Annotated in this window: 18 protein-coding genes; 7 read left to right on the forward strand and 11 right to left on the reverse strand. The window is 62.1% G+C overall.

Annotated elements, in window-relative coordinates:
* Positions 1-246 precede the first annotated feature (246 nt).
* The 3 genes from DDE77_RS03865 to DDE77_RS03875 form a co-directional block, all read right to left on the reverse strand.
* On the reverse strand, positions 247-1,308 hold the full coding sequence (locus DDE77_RS03865) for a D-TA family PLP-dependent enzyme (RefSeq protein WP_108396116.1): 1,062 nt from the start codon (positions 1,306-1,308) through the stop codon (positions 247-249).
* Entirely contained in the window at positions 1,305-2,078 is a 774-nt protein-coding gene (locus DDE77_RS03870; protein WP_108396117.1) for an SDR family oxidoreductase, read from the reverse strand. The genes DDE77_RS03865 and DDE77_RS03870 overlap by 4 nt, the downstream gene beginning before the upstream one ends.
* Before the next feature lie 386 nt (positions 2,079-2,464).
* The gene (locus DDE77_RS03875) at positions 2,465-2,848 is read right to left on the reverse strand and encodes a RidA family protein (protein ID WP_108396118.1); all 384 of its coding nucleotides are present in this window, start codon (positions 2,846-2,848) and stop codon (positions 2,465-2,467) included.
* A gap of 426 nt (positions 2,849-3,274) precedes the next feature.
* Here DDE77_RS03875 and DDE77_RS03880 point away from each other — a divergent pair, with 426 nt between their 5' ends.
* Together DDE77_RS03880 and DDE77_RS03885 are read left to right on the forward strand one after the other, a co-directional pair.
* Positions 3,275-4,735: a M81 family metallopeptidase gene (locus DDE77_RS03880; RefSeq protein WP_108396119.1), complete on the forward strand. Its 1,461-nt coding sequence runs from the start codon at positions 3,275-3,277 to the stop codon at positions 4,733-4,735.
* A gap of 250 nt (positions 4,736-4,985) precedes the next feature.
* Complete coding sequence (locus DDE77_RS03885; protein WP_108396120.1) at positions 4,986-5,300, forward strand: hypothetical protein; 315 nt, start codon at positions 4,986-4,988, stop codon at positions 5,298-5,300.
* Positions 5,301-5,309: 9 nt separating this feature from the next.
* Here the strand turns inward: DDE77_RS03885 and DDE77_RS03890 are convergent, their stop codons facing one another.
* The 7 genes from DDE77_RS03890 to DDE77_RS03920 all read right to left on the reverse strand — a co-directional run bounded on the left by DDE77_RS03890 (position 5,310) and on the right by DDE77_RS03920 (position 13,894).
* Positions 5,310-7,322: a beta-N-acetylhexosaminidase gene (locus DDE77_RS03890; protein WP_108396121.1), complete on the reverse strand. Its 2,013-nt coding sequence runs from the start codon at positions 7,320-7,322 to the stop codon at positions 5,310-5,312.
* A gap of 147 nt (positions 7,323-7,469) precedes the next feature.
* A complete protein-coding gene (locus DDE77_RS03895) occupies positions 7,470-8,336 on the reverse strand; it encodes a MurR/RpiR family transcriptional regulator (RefSeq protein WP_108396122.1) in 867 nt (288 codons plus the stop codon).
* A gap of 29 nt (positions 8,337-8,365) precedes the next feature.
* Positions 8,366-9,442 (reverse strand): ABC transporter ATP-binding protein, encoded by a 1,077-nt coding sequence (locus tag DDE77_RS03900; RefSeq protein WP_108396123.1) that lies wholly within the window; start codon positions 9,440-9,442, stop codon positions 8,366-8,368.
* A 171-nt stretch (positions 9,443-9,613) separates the two neighbouring features.
* Positions 9,614-10,837, reverse strand: a complete 1,224-nt coding sequence (locus DDE77_RS03905; RefSeq protein ID WP_108396124.1) for an ABC transporter substrate-binding protein — start codon at positions 10,835-10,837, stop codon at positions 9,614-9,616.
* A gap of 75 nt (positions 10,838-10,912) precedes the next feature.
* Positions 10,913-11,755: a carbohydrate ABC transporter permease gene (locus DDE77_RS03910; protein WP_108396281.1), complete on the reverse strand. Its 843-nt coding sequence runs from the start codon at positions 11,753-11,755 to the stop codon at positions 10,913-10,915.
* 86 nt (positions 11,756-11,841) lie between these two features.
* The gene (locus DDE77_RS03915; protein WP_108396125.1) at positions 11,842-12,729 is read right to left on the reverse strand and encodes a carbohydrate ABC transporter permease; all 888 of its coding nucleotides are present in this window, start codon (positions 12,727-12,729) and stop codon (positions 11,842-11,844) included.
* A gap of 10 nt (positions 12,730-12,739) precedes the next feature.
* Positions 12,740-13,894, reverse strand: coding sequence for a Gfo/Idh/MocA family protein (locus DDE77_RS03920; protein WP_108396282.1), 1,155 nt, complete (start codon positions 13,892-13,894; stop codon positions 12,740-12,742).
* A 405-nt stretch (positions 13,895-14,299) separates the two neighbouring features.
* Between DDE77_RS03920 and DDE77_RS03925 the strand changes: the two genes are divergently transcribed.
* The 5 genes from DDE77_RS03925 (at position 14,300) to DDE77_RS03945 (ending at position 19,223) form a co-directional block, all read left to right on the forward strand.
* Entirely contained in the window at positions 14,300-15,736 is a 1,437-nt protein-coding gene (locus tag DDE77_RS03925; protein WP_108396283.1) for a M81 family metallopeptidase, read from the forward strand.
* On the forward strand, positions 15,712-16,434 hold the full coding sequence (locus DDE77_RS03930) for an SURF1 family protein (RefSeq protein ID WP_108396126.1): 723 nt from the start codon (positions 15,712-15,714) through the stop codon (positions 16,432-16,434). The genes DDE77_RS03925 and DDE77_RS03930 overlap by 25 nt, the downstream gene beginning before the upstream one ends.
* A gap of 208 nt (positions 16,435-16,642) precedes the next feature.
* On the forward strand, positions 16,643-17,644 hold the full coding sequence (locus DDE77_RS03935) for an ABC transporter substrate-binding protein (protein WP_108396284.1): 1,002 nt from the start codon (positions 16,643-16,645) through the stop codon (positions 17,642-17,644).
* Between the two features lie 6 nt (positions 17,645-17,650).
* Positions 17,651-18,400, forward strand: coding sequence for an ABC transporter ATP-binding protein (locus tag DDE77_RS03940; RefSeq protein WP_108396127.1), 750 nt, complete (start codon positions 17,651-17,653; stop codon positions 18,398-18,400).
* Positions 18,401-18,404: 4 nt separating this feature from the next.
* Positions 18,405-19,223 carry an ABC transporter permease gene (locus DDE77_RS03945; RefSeq protein WP_108396128.1) on the forward strand — a complete coding sequence of 273 codons (819 nt, stop codon included), beginning with the start codon at positions 18,405-18,407 and terminating at the stop codon, positions 19,221-19,223.
* Here DDE77_RS03945 and DDE77_RS03950 read toward each other — a convergent pair.
* Positions 19,220-20,236: a zinc-dependent alcohol dehydrogenase family protein gene (locus tag DDE77_RS03950; RefSeq protein ID WP_108396129.1), complete on the reverse strand. Its 1,017-nt coding sequence runs from the start codon at positions 20,234-20,236 to the stop codon at positions 19,220-19,222. The genes DDE77_RS03945 and DDE77_RS03950 overlap by 4 nt on opposite strands.
* Position 20,237: the final 1 nt, after the last annotated feature.

Consider the following 20,237-nt stretch of genomic DNA (forward strand, 5'->3'; position numbering starts at 1 on the left):
GAGGCCCATTTTGATCCTCCCCCTGGGGAGGGGGAGGTGTCGACTGGATGCTCCACTCGCCCGCTCCAGGGTCGAGCCGGGACACGGTGAGGCTCCGGAGAATCCAGTTGGATGAAGCTATAAATTCGCACGGTGTCATCCCGGACTTGATCCGGGATCCATCTTGAGATCTCAGGATGGGCCCCGGGTCGAGCCCGGGGTGACACCGTAGGTGATGATGGGGCGGTAGTCGTCAGTTAAGTCGGTTTAGTCCACCCTGCCGCGAGCCGCTACCGGGACGGTTTCGATAATCTCCGAGCCCGAGATCAGCGTCACTTCATCAAAGAGGTTGCTGACGACGCAGGCGTGGTTGGGGATGATGCGGAGTTGTTCGCCGATGGCGGGTTTGATGGGGCAGTTGGAAAGGTCGATCGTGCCGTGCTCTTCGCTCAAGCCGGTGATGACGGCGTCGGGATAGTTTTCAATAAGGCCAAAGCCTTGGAGGCCTAGCGTGTCGGAGGTCAGGGATTTGGAGCCAGCGTCGATGATGGCGCGGTTCTCGGTGGGGCGGCTGACGACAGTGGCGAGAACCGTCAGGGCGCAATCGGTCCACTCACCGACGCCTTTGCCCACCTGGAAACGGTCCATGTAGATATAGGTGCCGGGGCGATGCTCGGTGGCGGCGGTAACTTCGTGGGCTCGCCAGAGGTCGGGCGTGCCGCCATTGGAGATGATAGGGGACGCAAGGCCAGCGACGGTGAGTTTTTCGCGGGCGGCGGCGAGCCAGCTTTGGTTGGCTTCGACCTGGCCGGCTGCGGGATAGGTCATGAGGCCGCCAAAGAGGAGGCCCGGGGACTGGCTGATCTTGTGCGCCAGCGCGAGCGCGGTTTCGGGGGTCTGAACGCCGCAGCGGCCCATGCCGGTATCGCATTCCACAAGAACGGTGAGCGGCTTGGCGCTATCGGCGAAAGTGGAGGACAGGCCATCGACCGTTTCGGCGCTGTCGGCGGTGACGGAGATGTTGACGCGATCGGCGAGAGCCCGGAGGCGCTTGAGCTTGGCCGGACCGATGATGTTGTAGGGGAGGAAAATCTCGGTGATGCCGGCGTCGGCCATGGTTTCGGCTTCGCCAAGCTTCTGGACCGTGATGCCAACGGCGCCCAGCTCCATTGCCCGTTTGGCAAAGCGGGGCAGCTTGTGGGTCTTGATGTGGGGGCGGAGCTTGAGGCCATGGCTATCGGCATAATCCTGCGCGCGCCGCAGATTGGCTTCGATGCGGTCGACATCGATCAGGACGGCTGGGGTTTCGAGCTGGGAAAAAGCGGTCATTTGGTTCTCAGGACATCATCGACGAAGCGCAGATTTCCGGCGGTGAGCCCCGCATCGACCGGCAGGACGGTGCCGGTGATACCAGAGGATGCGTCGGAGCAGAAGAACAGGGCGGCATTAGCCACCTCAACGGGCGACACCATGCGACCCAGGGGATAATGGGGCAAGACATTATCGAGAAGCGTTGGATCGGCCTCGAGGCGATGATCCCAGGCGGGGGTTCGTACCGAGCCGGGGCAGACAACGTTGGAGCGCACGCCGTTCCTGCCGCGCTCAACGGCGATGGCCTTGCTATAGGCGACAAGGCCCGCCTTGGCGGCGGAATAGGCGGGATTACCGTAATGACCCAGGGCATTGACCGAGGCGATGAAGACGAGGCTCCCCTGCCCGCGGGCGGCCATTGCCTTGATGATGGGGTCGGTCAGGGCATAGGCACCGCCCAAATTGATGGCGAGTTCGCTGGCCCATACATCGTCGTCCACCTGCTCGAGCACTTCGGCGCGGGTCCAGCCGGCATTGGAGACGACGGCATCGGGCGCGCCGTGCTGCATCAAATGTTGTTCGATGGCGAGGCGTGTGTCCTTGGGATCAGCCTGATCGCACAGGATCGTGTGAGCGAGATCGAGGCCCTCGAGCATGCCCGGCTCACGGTCAACGCCGATGATGCTGGCTCCGGCAGTGCGGAAGGCCTCCACCAGAGCGCGGCCGATGCCGCCACCGGCGCCGGTAATGAGGACGCTCTTGCCATCCAGGCGGAAAGGATTGGTCATGGTGGGCTCCGGCTCTTTTGTGTCGGTGGATGGTGCAGTCGACACCCTCCCCCTTACGGGGAGGGATCAAGGGTGGGGGTGGGCTGGTCCTAATATCAGGGCTCTCACCACCCCCTCCCACCCGCCATTCGAGCATAGCTTTCATGGCTTTCTCACCTCAAATCGCTCCACTGGAGCGATTCGCCCTGCGGGACGGCTCGAAGCCCGTCCAGGGGGAGGTGCTGTTTCGTGTTCGGGCTGGCATTGTGACACGACCTCGTGGTTCGACAGGCTCACCATGAGGTCTACTGGTGGTGTGGGGGTCCAATGAAATCAACTGAGGTGTACTGATGGTAGAGTAGACCTCATCCTGAGCCTGTCGAAGGACGAGGTCGTGCCCAATATTCTCACGACCCCTTATAGGCCACGCATTCGATTTCGACCTTGCAGTCGACCATCATATGGCTTTGCACGCACGCGCGGGCGGGAGGATGCTCGCCGAAATAGCTTTTGTAGACGCCGTTGAAGCTCCAGAAATCGCGGGGATCGTCGAGCCAGACGCCGCAGCGCACCACGTGTTCGAGCCCGTATCCGGCTTCTTCGAGAATGGCGATGATGTTCTGGATGGTAAGATGGGTTTCTTCCACGATGCCGCCGCGGACGATCTCGCCGTCCTTCATGGCAACCTGACCGGACACATAGAGCCAACCACCGGCTTCCACCGCGCGGGCGAAGGGCAGGTTCTGGCCGCCGGCACCGGTTTTTTCGGCTCCGTAGCGTTTGATCGGCATGGTGGGCTCCCTTTTCTAGTTTGTAACGGAATTTCGCTGATAGGGAGTTTAGGCGAGGGAGAGGCTGATGTGTGGAGTATTTCGCACTCGATTCTGTAAATTTCTTACGTGATTGGGGCGCCTTGCTTGTGTAGGATGACGGAAGCAGCGCGTGTGAGATCGGTTAAATCGATCATCCCGCCGCCGCGGTGTCATCCCGGCCTTGAGCCGGGATCCATCTTGAGATCGAGCCAGCACCGCAAGAGGTTGGGATTGCACCATGACCTTGCGGCGGGGGTGCCATCTCGGGATGGGCCCCGGCTCAAGGCCGGGGTGACATCGCAGGTGGGGCAAGGTCGGTTGTAATCACTCTCGCCCCGCGCCTTGATCGCTTTTTCCATCGGGCGGTCAGCAAGATAATTGTCTTCCGCTTACGACGAGCACCAATTGCGCATTTTTACTGCTGCCCTGGCCACTGAGACCAATACGTTTTCGCCCATAGCCATCGACAAGCGGGCTTTCGAGGCGTCGCTTTATGCGCGGCCAGGGGAGCATCCGGCGACGCCCACCCTGTGCACGGCGCCGATTACCGTGGGGCGGGAGGTGTGTGCGCGGGAGGGCTGGACGCTGGTCGAGGGCAGCGCCAGCTGGGCCGATCCGGCGGGGCTGATTGCGCGCGCGACCTTTGAAGAGCTGCGCGACGAGATCTTGGGGCAGCTTCAGGCGGCGATGCCGGTGGATGCCGTGGTGCTGGGGCTACATGGGGCCATGGTGGCGCAGGGCTATGATGATCCGGAAGGGGATTTTCTGGCGCGGGTGCGCAAGCTCGTGGGGCCCGATGTGCTGGTGTGCGCCGAGCTTGATCCCCACAGCCATCTCACGGCCAAGCGGGTGGGGGCGGCTGATTTCCTCGTTGCGTTCAAGGAATTCCCCCACATCGATTTCGTTGATCGAGCGCGGGATTTGTGGGCTATCGCCGTGCGGGCGCTTAAGGGCGAGATCAAGCCGGTGATGAGCGTGTTCGATTGCCGGATGATCGATGTGTTTCCCACCAGCAAGCAGCCCATGCGCGGGTTCGTGGACAAGCTCTACCAGCTGGAAAAGACGGAGCCCGGCGTGCTGTCGCTGTCGGTGATCCACGGGTTCATGGCCGGGGACGTGCCCGAAATGGGCACCAAGATCATTGCCGTGACCGATAACAATGCAGCGCAGGGCGCGGCGCTGGCAGAACAGCTGGGGCGCGAGCTTTTTTCTATGCGCGGCACCTTCATGGTGGCGCAGGTCGACGAGAAGGAAGCTGTGGAGGCGGCGCTCAGGGCCCCCAAAGGTCCGGTGGTGATTGCCGATGTGTGGGACAATCCGGGTGGGGGCACGGCGGGAGACGCTACCGTGATCCTGGGAGAGCTGATCGCGCGGGGTGTTCAAGATGTGGCGGTGGGAACGGTTTGGGACCCGATCGCGGTGCAGATCTGTTTTGCGGCTGGAGAGGGCGCTGAGATTCCGCTGCGGTTCGGGGCCAAGTCGGCGCCGCTGACGGGCGATCCGATCGACAAGCGCGTCCGGGTGCGCAAGCTGGTGCGTGATGCCCAGATGCGGTTCGGGGAAAGTTTTGCCCCCTTTGGCGATGCGGCGTGGATCAGCTTTGACGGAATCGATGTGATCCTCAATTCAACGCGCGCGCAAAGCTTTGATCCGAGCCTGTTTTCGGCTCTTGGCATTGATCCCAAGTCCAGGAGAATCCTCCTGATCAAATCCACCAATCATTTCTATGACTCGTTCTCGCGCATTGCCGGCGAGATCATCTATTGCGCGGCGGGCAAGCCCTATCCCAATACGCCGGCGACAACGCCCTACCAGAAGGCGCGCCGCACGATCTGGCCCATGGTGGAGAACCCCTGGGCCGAGTAGATCGGCCAAAGCTCCAGCAGGATTTAAATCAAAGGCTGCGTAGTAATCTTAACGGTTTACTACGCATGCCGGCCTTGCTTGTTCGCGCCCGTTTACACCGCAATAATCATCTTGCGAATAAAGGGGCAGACATTTGCCATGGGCAAGGCAGGACGGCTATTCCCGCGCTTCTATTTGGAACCGTGCTTCTGGCCTGGAGCGTTGTGCTGCCAAGTTCAGGTCTGCTCTATGACACGGGGTGGCTAGGCTAATGGTCGCGCAAACTCAACTTCTTCTTGCCCTGGCTGCCGGTGCGCTGGCTGGTCTTTTGTTTTTGCTGCTTGGCCGCTGGCTGATGGCCAGGGACGCGCAGGCGGCTCCCGATGTGTCGGCGGAGCAGGCTCCTGCCCTGCAGCCGCGCCCGGCCGTGACCCAGGATAATCTCAGCCCCGAGGCGCAGGCCTTTATCAAAGCGCTGCAGGGCCACACGGAAGCGCCCAAAAAGCCCAGTGTCGATCCGGTCTGGGCCGTGGATATCTGGGATGCGCGGCAATCCCCGGACGGTGCCCGCGGACTGCCGCACTAAGCTTTTCCCTTAGTGCTCGGACCAGTGCCCATACATGATGGGCATGGTGCCGACCAAGGCCTTGAAGCGGTCCCAGCTCTTGCGTTCGGGCAGGGTCCAGCCCGATTCCGCGATGGCCGAGAGGCGCGGGAAAACGAGGCGATCAAAGATCGCGCGGTCGGTCATGGACTCAGACCAGATGCAGGCCTGGATGCCCAGGAGATGGGTCAGAGCATGCTCGCTGAAGCCGGCACGGGCTTCGAACTCATAGGTTTCCTGCGGGCCTGACCAGCCGGCCCAGCCGGCACCGGGCTCGGCCCAGGCCACGCCATTGGCCATGTCGAGATAATAGCGCTGGCCGGGGGAGACGACGATGTTGTAGCCGCGCTCGGCGAGCTCGGCGTTGACCTCCACATTGCGCCAGCCGATGACAAAGCTCTTGCCTTTGTCCACCGCATCGCCATGGGCCGCCTCTTCCCAGCCGCCGGTTATGGCGCCCTTGGAGGAAATGTAGTCGTGGACGCGGCGGATGAAATGGGCCTGCAGGAGCGCGGTGGGCGAGCCTTCGATTTCGTCGGCGCCGTGGTGGTTGCCGAGCTGGTTGAACTGCGCCTCGTGCTTGCGGCGCATTTCGGGGCCGCCGAGCTTTTCGATCATGTCGAGCGCCAGGGGCGAGCCGGACCAGGCGGCGAGCGGAACTTCGTCGGCGCCGACGTGGAAAATGCCGGCGGGGAAGAGTTCGAGGACTTCATCGATCACGGTTTCCATGAAGCGGTAGACGGGCTCATGGGCAGGGTTGAGCGAATTGTTGGGAAAGCCCTGGACGGATTGGTATTCGCCGGTTTCGTTGGGATCGCGCAACTCCGGTAAGGCCTGAAGAAGCGCATAGGAATGGCCGGGGATGTCGATCTCGGGAATCACGGAGACGGCAAGGCTGTCGGCCAGGGCTACGATCTGGCGGACGGCGTTTTTGCTGTAGTAGCCACCGGTGGGATAGGGGCCGGAGCCAAGGAGCGGGGGCAAGGCCTTGCCGTGGCCGCGCCAGGCGCCGATTTCGGTGAGCTGCGGATAGGCGGAGATTTCGAGGCGCCAGGCTTCGTCTTCGCTTAGGTGCCAGTGGAATTTGTTGAGCTTGTTCCAGGCGAGGAGCTTGATGAGGCGGCTCACTTCGGCGGTGGAATAGAACTGGCGGGCGACGTCGAGGTGGCAGCCGCGATAGCCGAAGCCCGGTGCGTCGGTGATGGTGCCGCCGGTGGGGAAAACAAAAGTCTGCGGGTGCTGGCGGGCGCCGCGCAGGATCTGGCCGAGCGTCACGAGGCCATAGAACATGCCCTGGCGGGTGGTGGCATGGACGGTTGCGCTATCGGCGGTGAAGCCGATCTCGTAGGCTTCTGCGGCAAGGCCGGGCTTGTGGACGATCGAAACGGGCATGCCGGCTTCGGAGAGGGGGCGGACGATGCCTTCGACGGGGAAGAGGTCGTCGACGAGACCCGCAAAGGCTGCGGCGGCACGGCCGGCGCCCTCGCCTTGGGGCTGGAGGTCAAAGCCGGGAGGGGCTGTGCGCGCGCCGGTGGTGGCGACCGACTGGGGCCAAGGAATGATGGAGAGCGGGACCGGGGCTTTGGGGGGGATGGGGAATTTGGCCGCGCCCTTGAGAAGGGGCGAGTTGTGGCCCTTGGCCTGGGTCGGGGTGGTGGCGAGGGTGACGATGGTGCCATCGGAGAGCACCACATAGGCGGAATTGGCGCCATCGCTCCAGTGGCGCAGGCCATAGGAAAGGCCCCGGGCAATGGCGGTCCATTTTTCACCGGGCTCGAGGACGAAGCCCTGGGGCGGGGCGATCAGGGTGTGGTTGGACAGGCGGCGCAGCAGGATGCCGTTTTCGAGCGTTGCGGTGGGGTCGATGCGAGCGGGGCCGGAAAAGCCGAGCTGGAAATCGCGGATCGGCTCGTCGCCGTTGTTGGTGAGCTCGAGGCCATAGCCCATGGGCTCGCCGTCCTTTGCGGGGCTCCAGGTGGTGACGAGGGAAAGCGAGATGGTCATGGGCAATCTTCTTTGCTGGCGGTGGCTGCGACCTCGTGGTTCGACAGGCTCACCATGAGGTCTGGGCGGTGTTGGGGCTCACCATGGATCACCCGGACGAGCCGGGTGATGACGGTGGAGAGGAAGCAGGGATAGGGCGAAATGCCATCAATCCCCCAAGGGCTGGCTGTCGTCGCCGTCGCGGTTGACGACAAGCTGGTGCTTGATGCGGCGCATACTGGTGATGGCCGTGGGGCCAAGACGGGTGGCGACCGTCTGGGCGAGCACATCAACGGTGGCAAGGAACGCGTAGCGGCCGGGTGTGGGGCGCAGGATGTCGGCGTTTTCGTGCCAGTTGACGGGCAGGAGTATGTCGGCCTGCTTGGAAACCATGGAGGCCGAGCGCGTGACGACGATGCGCACGAGGCCATATTCGCCGGCGACGGTCAGGGTCTTGGCAAGCTGGGCATTGTTGCCCGAAAGGGAAAAGGCGATGATCACCGTTCCTGGCGGCGCGGCGGCGGCGCGCATGAGTTGGAGCTGGTGATCGTCGGTGGAGGCGACCTTGAGGCCGAGACGGAAGAGCCGTGCCTCCATTTCGCCGGCCATCATGGAGGAGGCGCCACCCGAGCCGAAGGCCAGCACGTAGTTGGATTTCTGGATGCTTTCGGCTGCCCGCTCGACGGCGGCGAAATCAAGGTGGTCGAAGGTTTCGTAGATGATGGACTGGATGCCGTTGACGACGCCCTGGGCGATTTCATGAACGCTTGTGGGGCCGGCCGCCGGGGCGAAATAGCGCTGCCCGACGAAGCGGGATTGCGCCAGGCGCACCTTGAAATCGGCATAGGAGTCGCAGCCCAGGCGCCGGCAGAAGCGCGTCACCGTGGGCGGGGAGACATCGGCCTGGGCGGCGAGATCGACGATCGACATCTTGAGGACGCTATCGGCGTCAGCCAGGACGATCTCGGTCAATGCCCGTTCGGAGCGGGTGAAGGCGTTTTTCTCGGTCTGCAAGAGGCCGACAATGTCGAGCATTCCGGTTCCTCCGCCAGGGTTGCGGACGCCTAGTAAACGGCCTGGCCAGCCCCGTCGAACAGGTGCACCTGATCGCGCGCAAAGCCCAGCGTCACCGGCGCCTCGTCGGAAACCTTGGGGTCGCCCTCAAAAAGGCCGATGAAGTTTTCGCCGCCCGGCAGGGTGGAATAGATCACGGTGTGGATGCCGAGGTGCTCGACGATGCGCGGGGTGATGGACAGGGTGAAATCGCCCTCGCCCAGCTGGAGGTGTTCGGGGCGAATGCCGACCGTCACGGCCTGACCGGCGCCGACCTTGGCGGAGCGCGGCAGGGTGATGGTGCCGAGCTTGCCCATGTCGACCGCGATCGTCGTGCCGTCCGCGGAGGACACGGTTCCGGCGATGAAGTTCATCTTGGGGCTGCCGATGAAGCCGGCGACAAAGAGATTGTCGGGCTTGTGGTAGAGCTGAAGGGGCGAGCCGATCTGGGAAATGGTGCCGGCGTCGAGCACCACGATCTTGTCGGCCATGGTCATGGCCTCCACCTGGTCGTGGGTGACATAGATCATGGTGGAGCCCAGGCGCTTGTGCAGCTCCATGAGCTCGATGCGCATTTCCGAGCGCAGGGCGGCGTCGAGGTTGGATAGGGGCTCGTCAAAGAGGAAGATTTCGGGCTGGCGCACAATGGCACGGCCTATGGCAACGCGCTGGCGCTGGCCGCCAGAGAGCATGCCGGGGCGATGCTGGAGGCGCGGCTCAAGCTGGAGCACCTTGGCGGCGGCCATCACGCGCTTTTCGACTTCTGCGTTAGGGAGTTTCTCGACGCGCAAGGGGAAGGCGATGTTTTCGTAGACCGTCATGTGCGGATAAAGCGCATAGCTCTGGAACACCATGGCAATGCCGCGCTGTACGGGGGGAAGGTCGTTGACCACCTTGCCGCCGATGGCGATCTCGCCTTCGGTCACGTCTTCAAGGCCGGCGATCATGCGCAGCAGGGTGGACTTGCCGCAGCCGGAGGGGCCGACAAAGACCACGAACTCGCCATGGGACACCTCAAGGTCGATGCCCTTGATGATGCGGGCCTCGTTGAAGCTTTTTTCGAGGTGCTTGAGGGAGAGTTGGGACATGATGGTCTCCGGTGAAATTGCGCGATAGCGGGGCGTTCAAGTCAGGACTTGGTTTGCCGTCATTGCCCGGCTCGTCCGGGCAATCCAGCGATCTCCCGGCATCCCATGGACCACCCGGACAAGCCGGGTGGTGACGTTGTGGAGAGAGTGGCACTCTCTAGGGCAATCAGCTTACTTGTACTGCTCGAGTTCGCCGGCGGCCTTGGTCAGGGCTTCCTGCGGTTCGGCCTGGCCGGTGACAACGGACTGGACCATTTCGATCATGACGTTCTGGAAGCCGACATAGTCGGTGAACAGAGGCTCTGGGCCACCATATTCGATGCCGTCGATGAAGGGCTTCCAGTGCGGCTGCTCGGCGACCAGCTTGTCGACCTCGGCAGACGGACGCAGGGGCGTCAGGCCGCCTTCGGACAGTTCGTACTCCAGCTGGTTTTCAGGCGAAGTCAGGAACTTGCCGAATTCGATGACCTTGTCTTCCTGACCGGTGCCCTTGAAGACAGCCAGCGAGTCGGTGATCAGCAGGGTTCCGGGACCTTCGGCATTGGGGCCGGTCGGCAGCGGAGCAACACCCCAGTTCAGGCCAGCTTCAGTGCCGCGAACCGCGCAGCTGACGGCGCAATGGAGCATGGCAACGCCACCATCGAGCCAGATGGCACGCACTTCGTTTTGCTCATAGGCCGTTGGGCCTTCTTCGGAATAGGGAACGATGTCCCTGAAGGCGGTGAGTGCTTCGAGGTTTTGTGGGGAATCAAGGACGATGTTGCCCTCGGCGTCGATCACCTCGCCACCATTGGTGTAGATCCAGTGGAGGAACCAGTGGACGGTGCCGTCGAAGGTCTTGGCGACCATGCCGAAGCCGGCAGCGTCGGTGTTTTCGGTGATCTGCTTGGCAAAAGCGATCTCTTCTTCCCACGTCTTGGGCGCGGTTTCCGGATCAAGGCCGGCCTGCTCGAAGATGTCCTTGTTCCAGAAGAAGGCCTTGGTGGAGAAGGCCACCGGGATCCCCCATTGATTGCCTTCGAAGGTGACGGTTTCAGGCACGAAATTGTAGTAGGAGCCCCTTTCCTCTTCGGTCATCGGCACAGGAACGATGAGATCGTTCTGGGCGAACTGCTTAAGGGTGCGCGAGCCGACATAGGCGATGTCGACCGGGGTGCCGGCAACGGCGAGCGTGGTCACCTTGTCCTGGCACTGGCCCCAGCCGACGAGTTCCGGCACGACCTGGTAGTCGGGGTTTGCGGCGTTCCACTCTTCAAACAGGCGGGTGTAAACGGGGGTCACCACATCGCCGCACAGGATGATGTTGATGTCCTCAGCGACTGCCACGCCGGACAGCGCGGTGGTGCCCGAGAGGGCACATAACGACGCCAGCACGAAGCCTTTAGTCTTGTTCATTCTGTAGTCTCCCTTGTTGAACGCCCGAAGGCGCCTTCCCTCTCGTCCAATCCCTCCAGGGTTCGGACGAAATTTCTAATGCTTGACCGCACCCGCCGTCAGACCTGCCACCAAATAGCGCTGCAGGAAGACGATCACGATCATGACCGGCAGAATCCCTATGAAGCTGGCTGCCATAAGCTCGTTCCAGAGCACCTCCTGCTTGCCAAAGAAGGCAAAGAGGCCAACGGGCAGCGGCATGAACTCGGTCTTGGAATTGAAGGTCAGTGCGAAGATGAACTGCTGGGCGTAAGCGCCGATAAAGGTCATGATGGCCACCACGACAACGCCCGGCATGGCGAGCGGCAGGATCACCCGCCGCAGCGTATAAAGCCGCGAGGCGCCATCGGCCCAGGCCGCTTCATCGAGCTCCTTTGGAATGCGCATCATATAGGTGCGCAGCAGCCAGATGGAGGACGGGATCAGGAAGGCCGCGCCCGGCACGATCATGGCCCAATAGGTGTTGAGCAGGCCCAGGCCGCGCATGAGGCGGAACAGCGGGATCAGGAGCACGGCGCCCGAGAACATGTTGACCGCCAGAAACAGGCCCAGCAGCACGCCGGCGCCGGCAAAATTGAAGCGGGCAAACGCGTAGGCGGCCGGCACGACGATGGTGATCACGATCAGCGTCACGACCGTCGAGATAAAGAAGGAGTTGAAGATGTACATGCCCAGCATGGGCACGGACGTCCACATGTCGACATAGGCGTCAAAGGAGCCGTTTTTGGGAATGAAGCTGTAGGGCCTCGAAAAGAGCTGCGCGAGAGGCTTGAGCGAAACCAGGAAGCCTTCGATGAACGGCGCCAGCACAAAGAACAGGAACAAGGCGATGCCGAGGTACAAGGCGGCGACTTCATACCATTTGTAGCGGTCGATCATCGCCTTGGTGGAGCGGGCGCGGCGTTTTGGCTTGACCAAAGCGGGGCTATCGACAGAGGCGACTTCCGTGGTGCGGGCGACGTCGCTCATTTGGCTTCTCCCTGGGACAGCTTGCGAACGGCACGGAAGTAGACGAGGCAGAAGATCGACACGAAGATGCAGATCACCACGGCGCGGGCAGCGCCTTCGCCATATTTGCGGCTGCCCATGGCGGTCTTGTAGGTATCGATGATCATGGTGGTGGTGGAGCCGGAGGGGCCACCCTGTGTCAGGATCCAGATGATGTCGAGGCTGTTGAAGGTGGCGATGAGCGAAAGAAGGCTCATGGTCAGGATGGCGGGCAGCATCAGCGGCAGGGTGATGCGGCGCCAGCGATAAAAGCGCCCTGCCCCATCGGTCCAGGCGGCTTCATAAAGATCCTTGGGGATCGATTGCATGGCGGCCAGGAAGTAGATGGTGACCATGGGCACGCCGATCCACACGTCGGTGACGATGGTGGCCCAGAAGGCGGTGTGGCCATAGGCGAGCCAGGCGACAGGGCCATTGGTGAGGCCAAAGTTTTGCAGCAGGCCCGAAATCATGCCGAACTGGCCATTATACATCCAGCCCCACATGAAGATGCCGATGGCCATGGGGACGATCCAGGGCGGCATGGTGAGGACGCGGAACAGCGTCTGGCCAGGAATGGCGGCGTTGAGCAGGACCGCACCGCACATGCCGATGATCATCTTCAGCGCGACCGAGAAGAAGGTCCAGATAAAGGTACGGATGATGACTTCGGTGAAATTGCCGGCGCCGAAAATGCGCTCGTAATTGGCCCAGCCGACCCAGTCATAGGTGGGGCGCAGGGCCGCATTGGTGAAGCTGAGGACAATGGTGTCGAACAGCGGATAGGCAACGATGATGAGGATATAGACCAGCGCCGGGGCCAGCAGGGCGAGAGCGAAAAGAGAAGCGCTGCGGGTGCTGGTCATGGGGTTCTCCTCAGCTCGCCCGGCCCAGGGCAGCGTCGAATTGCTGCCAGAGCGGGGCCATGTCGACAACCGAGCGGGTTCGCATCGCCTCGTCCATGCTCAGCGCCAGAAGGCCGGCCTCAAGCGCGTCGGTGACGGAAACCGGCAGGGGCGCGCCCTCGGTCATGTGCTTGAGGATATCGGCGGCCATCTGCTCGTCGGCGCCGTAATGCTGGCTGAGCCCACTGGTCTTGTAGGTGGAATCCACCAAACGATCCGAGGTGCGCGAATCGGTGACGCGCAGGAAATTGCGGATGAAGTCACCCTCGGCCATGCCCTTGGCGCCCATTACGGCGAAGCGGCGGAAATCGTCGGGCACGTTGAGATTGGTGTGGAAGGTGAGGGCTGCGCCGTTTTCGTACTGCACGATGGCGGTCTGGAAATCGATGATGTCGCCATCGCTGTCGAAGACCTTGTCGGTGCCTTCCCAGCCGCTGGGCTTGCGATGGTAGACTTCCATGTCGTTGATGCCGACATTGGTGGGCGCATTGGCGGGGACAAAGGTACGTCGGCCGCCGAAGCTTGAGACATATTGGGGGCGGCAGCCCATGACGCCATTGTAGAGATCAAGGTCGTGGCAGCATTTTTCGAGCATGAAGCTGCCCGAATAGCGCTCGAAGCGGCGCCAGTCGCGCATGAAAAAGGCGCCGTGATAGGGCGGGATATGCTCGGAGGCCTCTATGGAGGTGATGTCGCCCAGCATGCCCTGGGCCTGCGCCTTGCGCAGATCGACATAAAGGGGCGCATAGCGCAGAACGAGGCCCACCATGAGATTGTCCGAGCCATGCTGGGCAATTAGCTTGGCCAGTTCCATGGTTTCGTCGATGGAGGTGACCACCGGCTTTTCGGTGAAGATCTTGAGGCCGCGCGCCAACCCAATGCGGATATGCTCGAGATGGAGGTGATTGGGCGAGCCGACCATGAGGAGGTCGAGTTCGTTGTTGTCGAGCAGGGCTTCGAGCGAGTCGTACTGTGTGCCGACATCGACGCCATGCTCTTTTGCGTAGGGCAGGCCAGCAGGCGCGGGATCCACATAGCCGACAATCGAAAAGTCATCCCGCGCTGCGGAAAAGACGCGCGCCAGATAACCCAGTCGATAGCCGAGGCCGATGATGCCTACCCGCATTGCCTGTTGTTCCCCATTATTCCAGCCGATCTCTTGCGTGGATCGGTGCGTGGTTTTGTAAACGATTTTCAAGGTTAGGTTCGTTTCTGAAAGCATGTCAACACGAATCCGGCGCGTTGACAATACCAATTGAAGCCACCCCGCAAGTTTGCTCAACAAGGCAGCAATTTGCCTGTTTTCCGGGCGATCCAAGGCGGCGATCAGCCGTGAACGCAGTGGACAAGCGCATAGGAAAAGCTGATGCTGTTGCGATTGGTATTCGCCGGCAGGCACATTCGCGATGTGCGGTGGGCTACACAGGTGAAAATGTGGGACACAGATGTTTAGGCTTGGAATAGCTGACACCGGAATGGCCGCGCAGGCAAGTCAAAGACGCAAGATGCTGGCTGGCAGAGGAGTATGGTGATGCGTATTGCGGTTGCGGGGCTTCATACCGAATGCAGCACCTATAATCCCGTCCTGGCGCGGGAGGCCGATTTCCGGGTGTTGCGGGGTGCGGCCATGCTGGGGGATGATTACTTCAATTTCCTGACCCATTTTCCGGCCGAGTTCATCACGATCCTGCATGCAAGAGCCATTGCTGGCGGACCGGTGGAGCGGGAGATCTACCAGCGCTGGAAAGGGGAGATTCTGGACGGGATCCGGGCGGCGTTGCCGCTTGGTGGCGTCTACCTTGCCATGCATGGCGCGATGTTTGTGGAAGGTATGCTAGATGCCGAGGGGGATTTCATTTCCGCGGTGCGGGCGCTTGTGGGACCCGATGTACTGATCGCGGCGAGCTATGATCTGCATGGCAATGTGAGCCAGCCTATTGTGGATGGTCTCGATATTTTTTCGACCTATAGGACGGCGCCGCATATCGATGTGCAGGACACGATGCGTCGCGCGGTGACCATGCTGGTGCGGGCGGTGCGCACGGGGGTGAGGCCCATGCTGGCCTGGGCGCCGGTGCCGGTGCTCCTGCCGGGGGAGCGGACCTCGACACAGGACGAGCCGGCGCGCAGTTTCTACGCACAGATGCACGAGGTGGAGGAGCCGAGCGGTGTCTGGGATGCGTCGTTCCAGGTGGGCTATGTGTGGGCCGATGAGCCGCGCGCGACGGCCTGTGCGGTGATCACGGGGACGGATCGCCAAGCAATGGGTGTAGCGGCAACCCGGCTGGCGCAGGATTATTGGACTGTGCGCGAGCAGTTTGTGTTTGGCACAAAGACTGGCAGCATCGCGGAGTGCGTGGGCTGGGCGGTCGCGTCCGAAACAGCGCCAGTGGTGCTGGCCGAGTCGGGAGATAACCCCACGGGTGGCGGCGTGGGCGATCGGGCCGAGGTGCTCGAGGCGCTGATCGCGGCGGACGCCCGCGGCGTCGTTTTTGCGGGGATTGCTGACAAGGCGGCGACGGACGCGGCCTATGCGGCGGGGGTGGGTGCGCGCGCAATGCTCACCATCGGGGGGAGCCTTGATCCGTCCAGCCGGCGCGTTTCGGCAGAGGCCGAAGTGCTGTTTCTGTTGGAAGTGGCCGAGGAAAGGATGCGCGAGGCGGTGGTGCGGATGGGGGGGATCGATCTGGTGCTGACGGCGCGGCGGCGGCCATTTCACAACATTGGGGATTTCACCCGGTTGGGACTGGATCCGAGGACTGCCAAGATCGTGGTGGTGAAATCGGGGTATCTGTCGCCCGAACTGGGGCCGATTGCCAATCCGAGTTTGATGGCCCTGTCGCCGGGCGTGGTGGATCAGTTTGTGGAGCGGCTGGAGCGGCGGCATAAGGTGGGGCCGCAATACCCATTCGACAAGGATTTTGAATGGGCGCCTGAAGTGCGGTGGTCCAGGAGGGCTGCGGGCTGAACCGGCATCTTGCGATTTTCGGCGCTGTGGCGCTGCTGGCGGCGCTGGGATTCACCGGGCTGGGCTTTTGGCAGCTAGAGCGGCTGAGGGCAAAGAATGCGCTCGTGGCGGCCATTGAGCAGCGAATTGCAGCCGAGCCGGTGGATTTGAACCAGGATGGAATTTGGGAACGATTTAATCCGGAGCGAGATGAGTATCGCCCTGTGATCGTGCGGGGACGGTTTGATCACGGAGCCGAAACGCTGGTGCAGGCAGTGACAGCACATGGCGGCGGGTTCTGGGTGGTAACGCCCCTGGCGCTTTCCGACGGGCGCAGTGTGCTGGTTAATCGGGGGTTTGTCCCGCCGGAGCGGCGGGAGCCTGGGACGCGGCCCGGACCGGAGGACGAGGTTTCTATTTCGGGGCTCCTGCGGCGGAGCGAGCCGAATGGCGGGTTTTTACGGGGCAATGATCCGGTGGCCGAACGGTGGTATTCGCGAGATGTGCAGGCCATTGCGCAGAACAAGAAGCTCAGGGGCGCCGCGCCGTTTTTTGTTGATGCGGATGAGGATCAGCCGGGTGCGTATCCGATCGGGGGGCTAACGGTGCTCAGTTTTCCAAACAGCCATTTGGGTTATGCGCTGACCTGGTTTGCGCTGGCGGGAATGGTGGTTGGTGGGTTTGGATATGTGGTTTGGGAGGGACGGCGGACCAAGTGAATGCCTGGGATCATAGTGCCACGACCTCGTGGTTCGACAGGCTCACCATGTGGTCTACTGAGGTTGTGGGTCGACGGGCTTAGCACGAGGTCTACTGCGGCTCTGCGTTGGATGCTATTTGCAACCTGCCCTATTTTTCGCTTCATTCGAGGCGTGAAGCGTAGGATGTATGCGGCGGGACAGGGGCCGCGTGGGCCGGGAGCATGCCATGAGCGCTATCAGGATTGTTGTTGCACTGCTGATGCTTGCTTTTGGGGGCTCGGCGGCGCTGGGGCAGGACAAGGTGGTTTTCGGAACCAATTGGCTAGCGCAGGCAGAGCATGGGGGATTTTACCAGGCGCTGGCCGATGGGACCTATGAGCAATATGGCCTGGATGTCACGATCCGCCAGGGTGGACCGCAGGCGCCTAATCGGCAATTGCTGGTCGCCGGGCAGATCGACTTTTACATTGGCGGGATGACGACGATCGATGCGGCGGCCGAGGGCGTTCCCATTGTTGCCGTGGCCGCCATTTTCCAGAAAGACCCGCAGGTTCTGCTGGCCCATCCCGAGGCGCCCTTTGGCGATGTTGCGAGCCTGCGGGGCGCCAGCAAGATCATCATGGGCAAGGATACGTTTTTTTCCGGCTATTGGCCCTGGATCAAATCGACATTCGAAGGGTTCAGCGACGAGCTCTACGAGCCCTATACGTTTAATCCCGCTCCGTTTTTGGCTGACCCCATGGCGGTACAGCAGGGCTATGTAACGTCCGAGCCGTTCGAGATCGAACGGCAGGCGGGCTGGGCGCCCAAGATGTTTCTCCTCGCCGATTACGGCTATCAGCCCTATTCCACCACGATCCAGACCGGGCAAAGCCTGGTGGAAGAGAACCCGGACCTCGTGCAGCGCTTCGTGGATGCTTCGGCGATCGGCTGGTACAATTATCTTTATGGCGACAATAGCGAAGCCAATGCGCTGATCCTTCGCGACAATCCGGACATGAGCGAGGGGCAGATTGCCTTTGGCATCGAAAAGCTCAAGCAATATGGCATCGTGGTTTCCGGCGACGCAGAGACAGGTGGTATTGGCTGCATGAGCGATGCGCGTTGGTCCGAGTTTTACCGGCAGATGACCGAGGCGGGCGTCTACAAGGCGGGGATTGATCTCTCCAGAGCCTATACAACTGCGTTTACCTGCAAGGGCGTCGGCGTCGAGCTGATGGCGCAATAGGTGGAAATGCCCAAGCTTGTTGCCATGCGCGCGGTCAGCAAGGTTTTTGCTGATGGAACGCTAGCGCTCGACCAGATGTCGCTTGAGGTGGAGACAGGCGAGTTCCTGTCGCTGCTGGGACCTTCGGGGTGCGGCAAATCCACGGCGCTGCGACTGATGGCGGGGCTGGCGGAGCCCAGCTCCGGCGTCGTGGAACGGCCAAGCGGGGGCGGGATCGGGTTTGTGTTTCAGGAGCCGACGCTGATGCCCTGGCAGACGGTGTTCGGCAATGTTTTTCTGCCGCTGAAGCTCAGGGGCTTTAGCAAGGCAGAGGTGCGCGAGCGCGTGATGGATGGGCTCCAAAGCGTGGGGCTGGCTGATTTCGCTCATTCCTATCCGCGCCAGCTTTCGGGGGGCATGAAAATGCGGGTGTCCATTGCCCGGGCGCTGGTGACCCGTCCGAGCCTGCTGCTGATGGACGAGCCTTTTGCTGCGCTGGACGAAATCACCCGGCACAAGCTCAATGACGATCTTCTGGCGCTGTGGCGCCGCAGCGGGCTGACCATCGTATTCGTGACCCATTCGGTATTTGAATCGGCCTTTTTATCCAGCCGGATCGTGGTGATGCGGCCCCGGCCGGGGCGGGTGTTCCGGGAATTGGCGATCAGCCAGCCGGCGCAGCGAGGGGCCGATTATCGGGTTTCAGAGAGCTATCGCGCCGATTGCCAGCTGGTGTCGGAAGCCTTGCAGGGCGCCATCAGCGCGGCGGGGAACTAACGCCATGCCTCCTGCCCCACGGCCCGCCGGCATATCCGCCCGTCAAAGAATGCTGCAAATCTTCGTGCCGCTGCTGGCGCTGGGTTTTGGGCTGGTTGTTTGGCAGTGGATCGTTTGGGCCTATGAGATCCCGCGCTATATCCTGCCGGGTCCGGCTGACACTGCCATTGCGCTCCTGACAGATAGCGCAACCCTTTGGCCGGCACTGCTGGTGACGCTGCGCATCACCTTCATGGCGCTGGCAATGGCGATGGTCGGCGGCGTGTTTTTAGCCGTCATTATTGTCCAGAGCCGGTGGCTGGAGCTGGCGCTGTCGCCCTATACGGTGATCCTGCAGGTGACGCCGATCATTGCCATTGCGCCGTTGATTCTGATCTATGCCCCCGATACGCAGACGGCGCTGATGATCTGCGCCTTTCTGGTCGCGTTTTTCCCCATTCTCTCCAACATGATCCAGGGGCTCAAAAGCGTCGATCACCATCTTATCGACCTGTTCGAGCTTTACGGTGCCAGCAGATGGCAGTCGCTGGTTTATCTCCGGCTTCCCGCGTCCCTGCCCTTTTTGATGGTGGGCTTGCGGATTGCAGGGGGGCTGTCGCTAATCGCCGCCGTTGTGGCGGAGTTTGCGGCGGGATCGGCGGGCCAGGGTTCGGGGCTCGCCTTCCGGCTGATCGAAGCGCAATATCGGCTCAATCTGCCGCGCATGTTTGCAGCGCTTGTGCTGCTCTGTGGCGCGGGGATTGCCATTTATGGCCTGACCTCCTTTGTTGCCTGGCTGGCGCTGCGGCGCTGGCATGAGAGCGCCGTGCGGCGGGAAGGCTAAAGGGATGGCCGGGCGATGATCTTGATTTCGCCCTGGGCTGGAGCGCTGGCGATGATCGCCGGGACCTCTGCAAGCGGCACGATGCGGCTGACCAGGGAATCGAGCGCAAGGGTTCTGCTGGCGACCAGGGCGGCGGCGCGCGCATGGGTCAATGGATTGAGGTAGGCGCCTTCGAGGCGGATTTCGTTGACTAGGAGGTCGAAGGGCTCGATGCTGACGGCCTGGCCTTGCGGCATCACGCCGAAGATGATTGCCGCCCCGCCACGACGGACGCTTGCGATGGATTGGCTAAACGTGTCGGGCACACCGGCGCATTCCAGCGCCACATCGGCGCCTTGGGGAACAATTGCCTTGATCTGCCCTACCGCATCACGGGCCTGAGGGTCGATGGCATGGGTGGCGCCAAGCTGAAGGGCAAGGTCGCGGCGAGGCTTCTGGCGGGTGGAAAGAATGATCGTGGTGGCGCCGGCGAGCCGGCAGAGTTGCACCATGAGCAGGCCGATGACGCCGCCGCCAAGGATGGCGACGCTGTCGCCCGGGCGGATGCTGGCCACATCGAGGGCATGAAGGCAACAGGCGAGCGGCTCGCAAAAGGCGGCGTGAACGGGGTCGGTATGGCGAGGCAGCTTATGGGCCTGCGCCTGGGGCATGACAAGGTATTGGGCGAAGCCGCCATCGCGCTGCACGCCAATCGCGGTGAGATTTGCGCAAAGATTGGGGCGCCCATTGCGGCATTGCGGGCAGGTGCCGCAGGCAATGTTCGGGTCGCCCGTCACCAGATCGCCGGTCTGGACGCGCTGGACTTGGGAGCCGGTGGCGATGACCCGGCCGGCAAATTCATGGCCCAGGGTGACGGGCGGATTGGTGGGATATTCGCCGGCATACATGTGCCGGTCCGAACCGCATATGCCGCAGGCCTCCACCGCGATCACGACATCCTCAGGGCCAGGTTCGGGCTCGGGTATGTCTTGCAGCTCGAGCTGGTTGGCGCGGAGAAGGCGAACGGCCTGCATG

Origin of the sequence: Devosia submarina, from assembly GCF_003056345.1 — a bacterium.
Taxonomy (GTDB): Bacteria; Pseudomonadota; Alphaproteobacteria; order Rhizobiales; family Devosiaceae; genus Devosia; species Devosia submarina.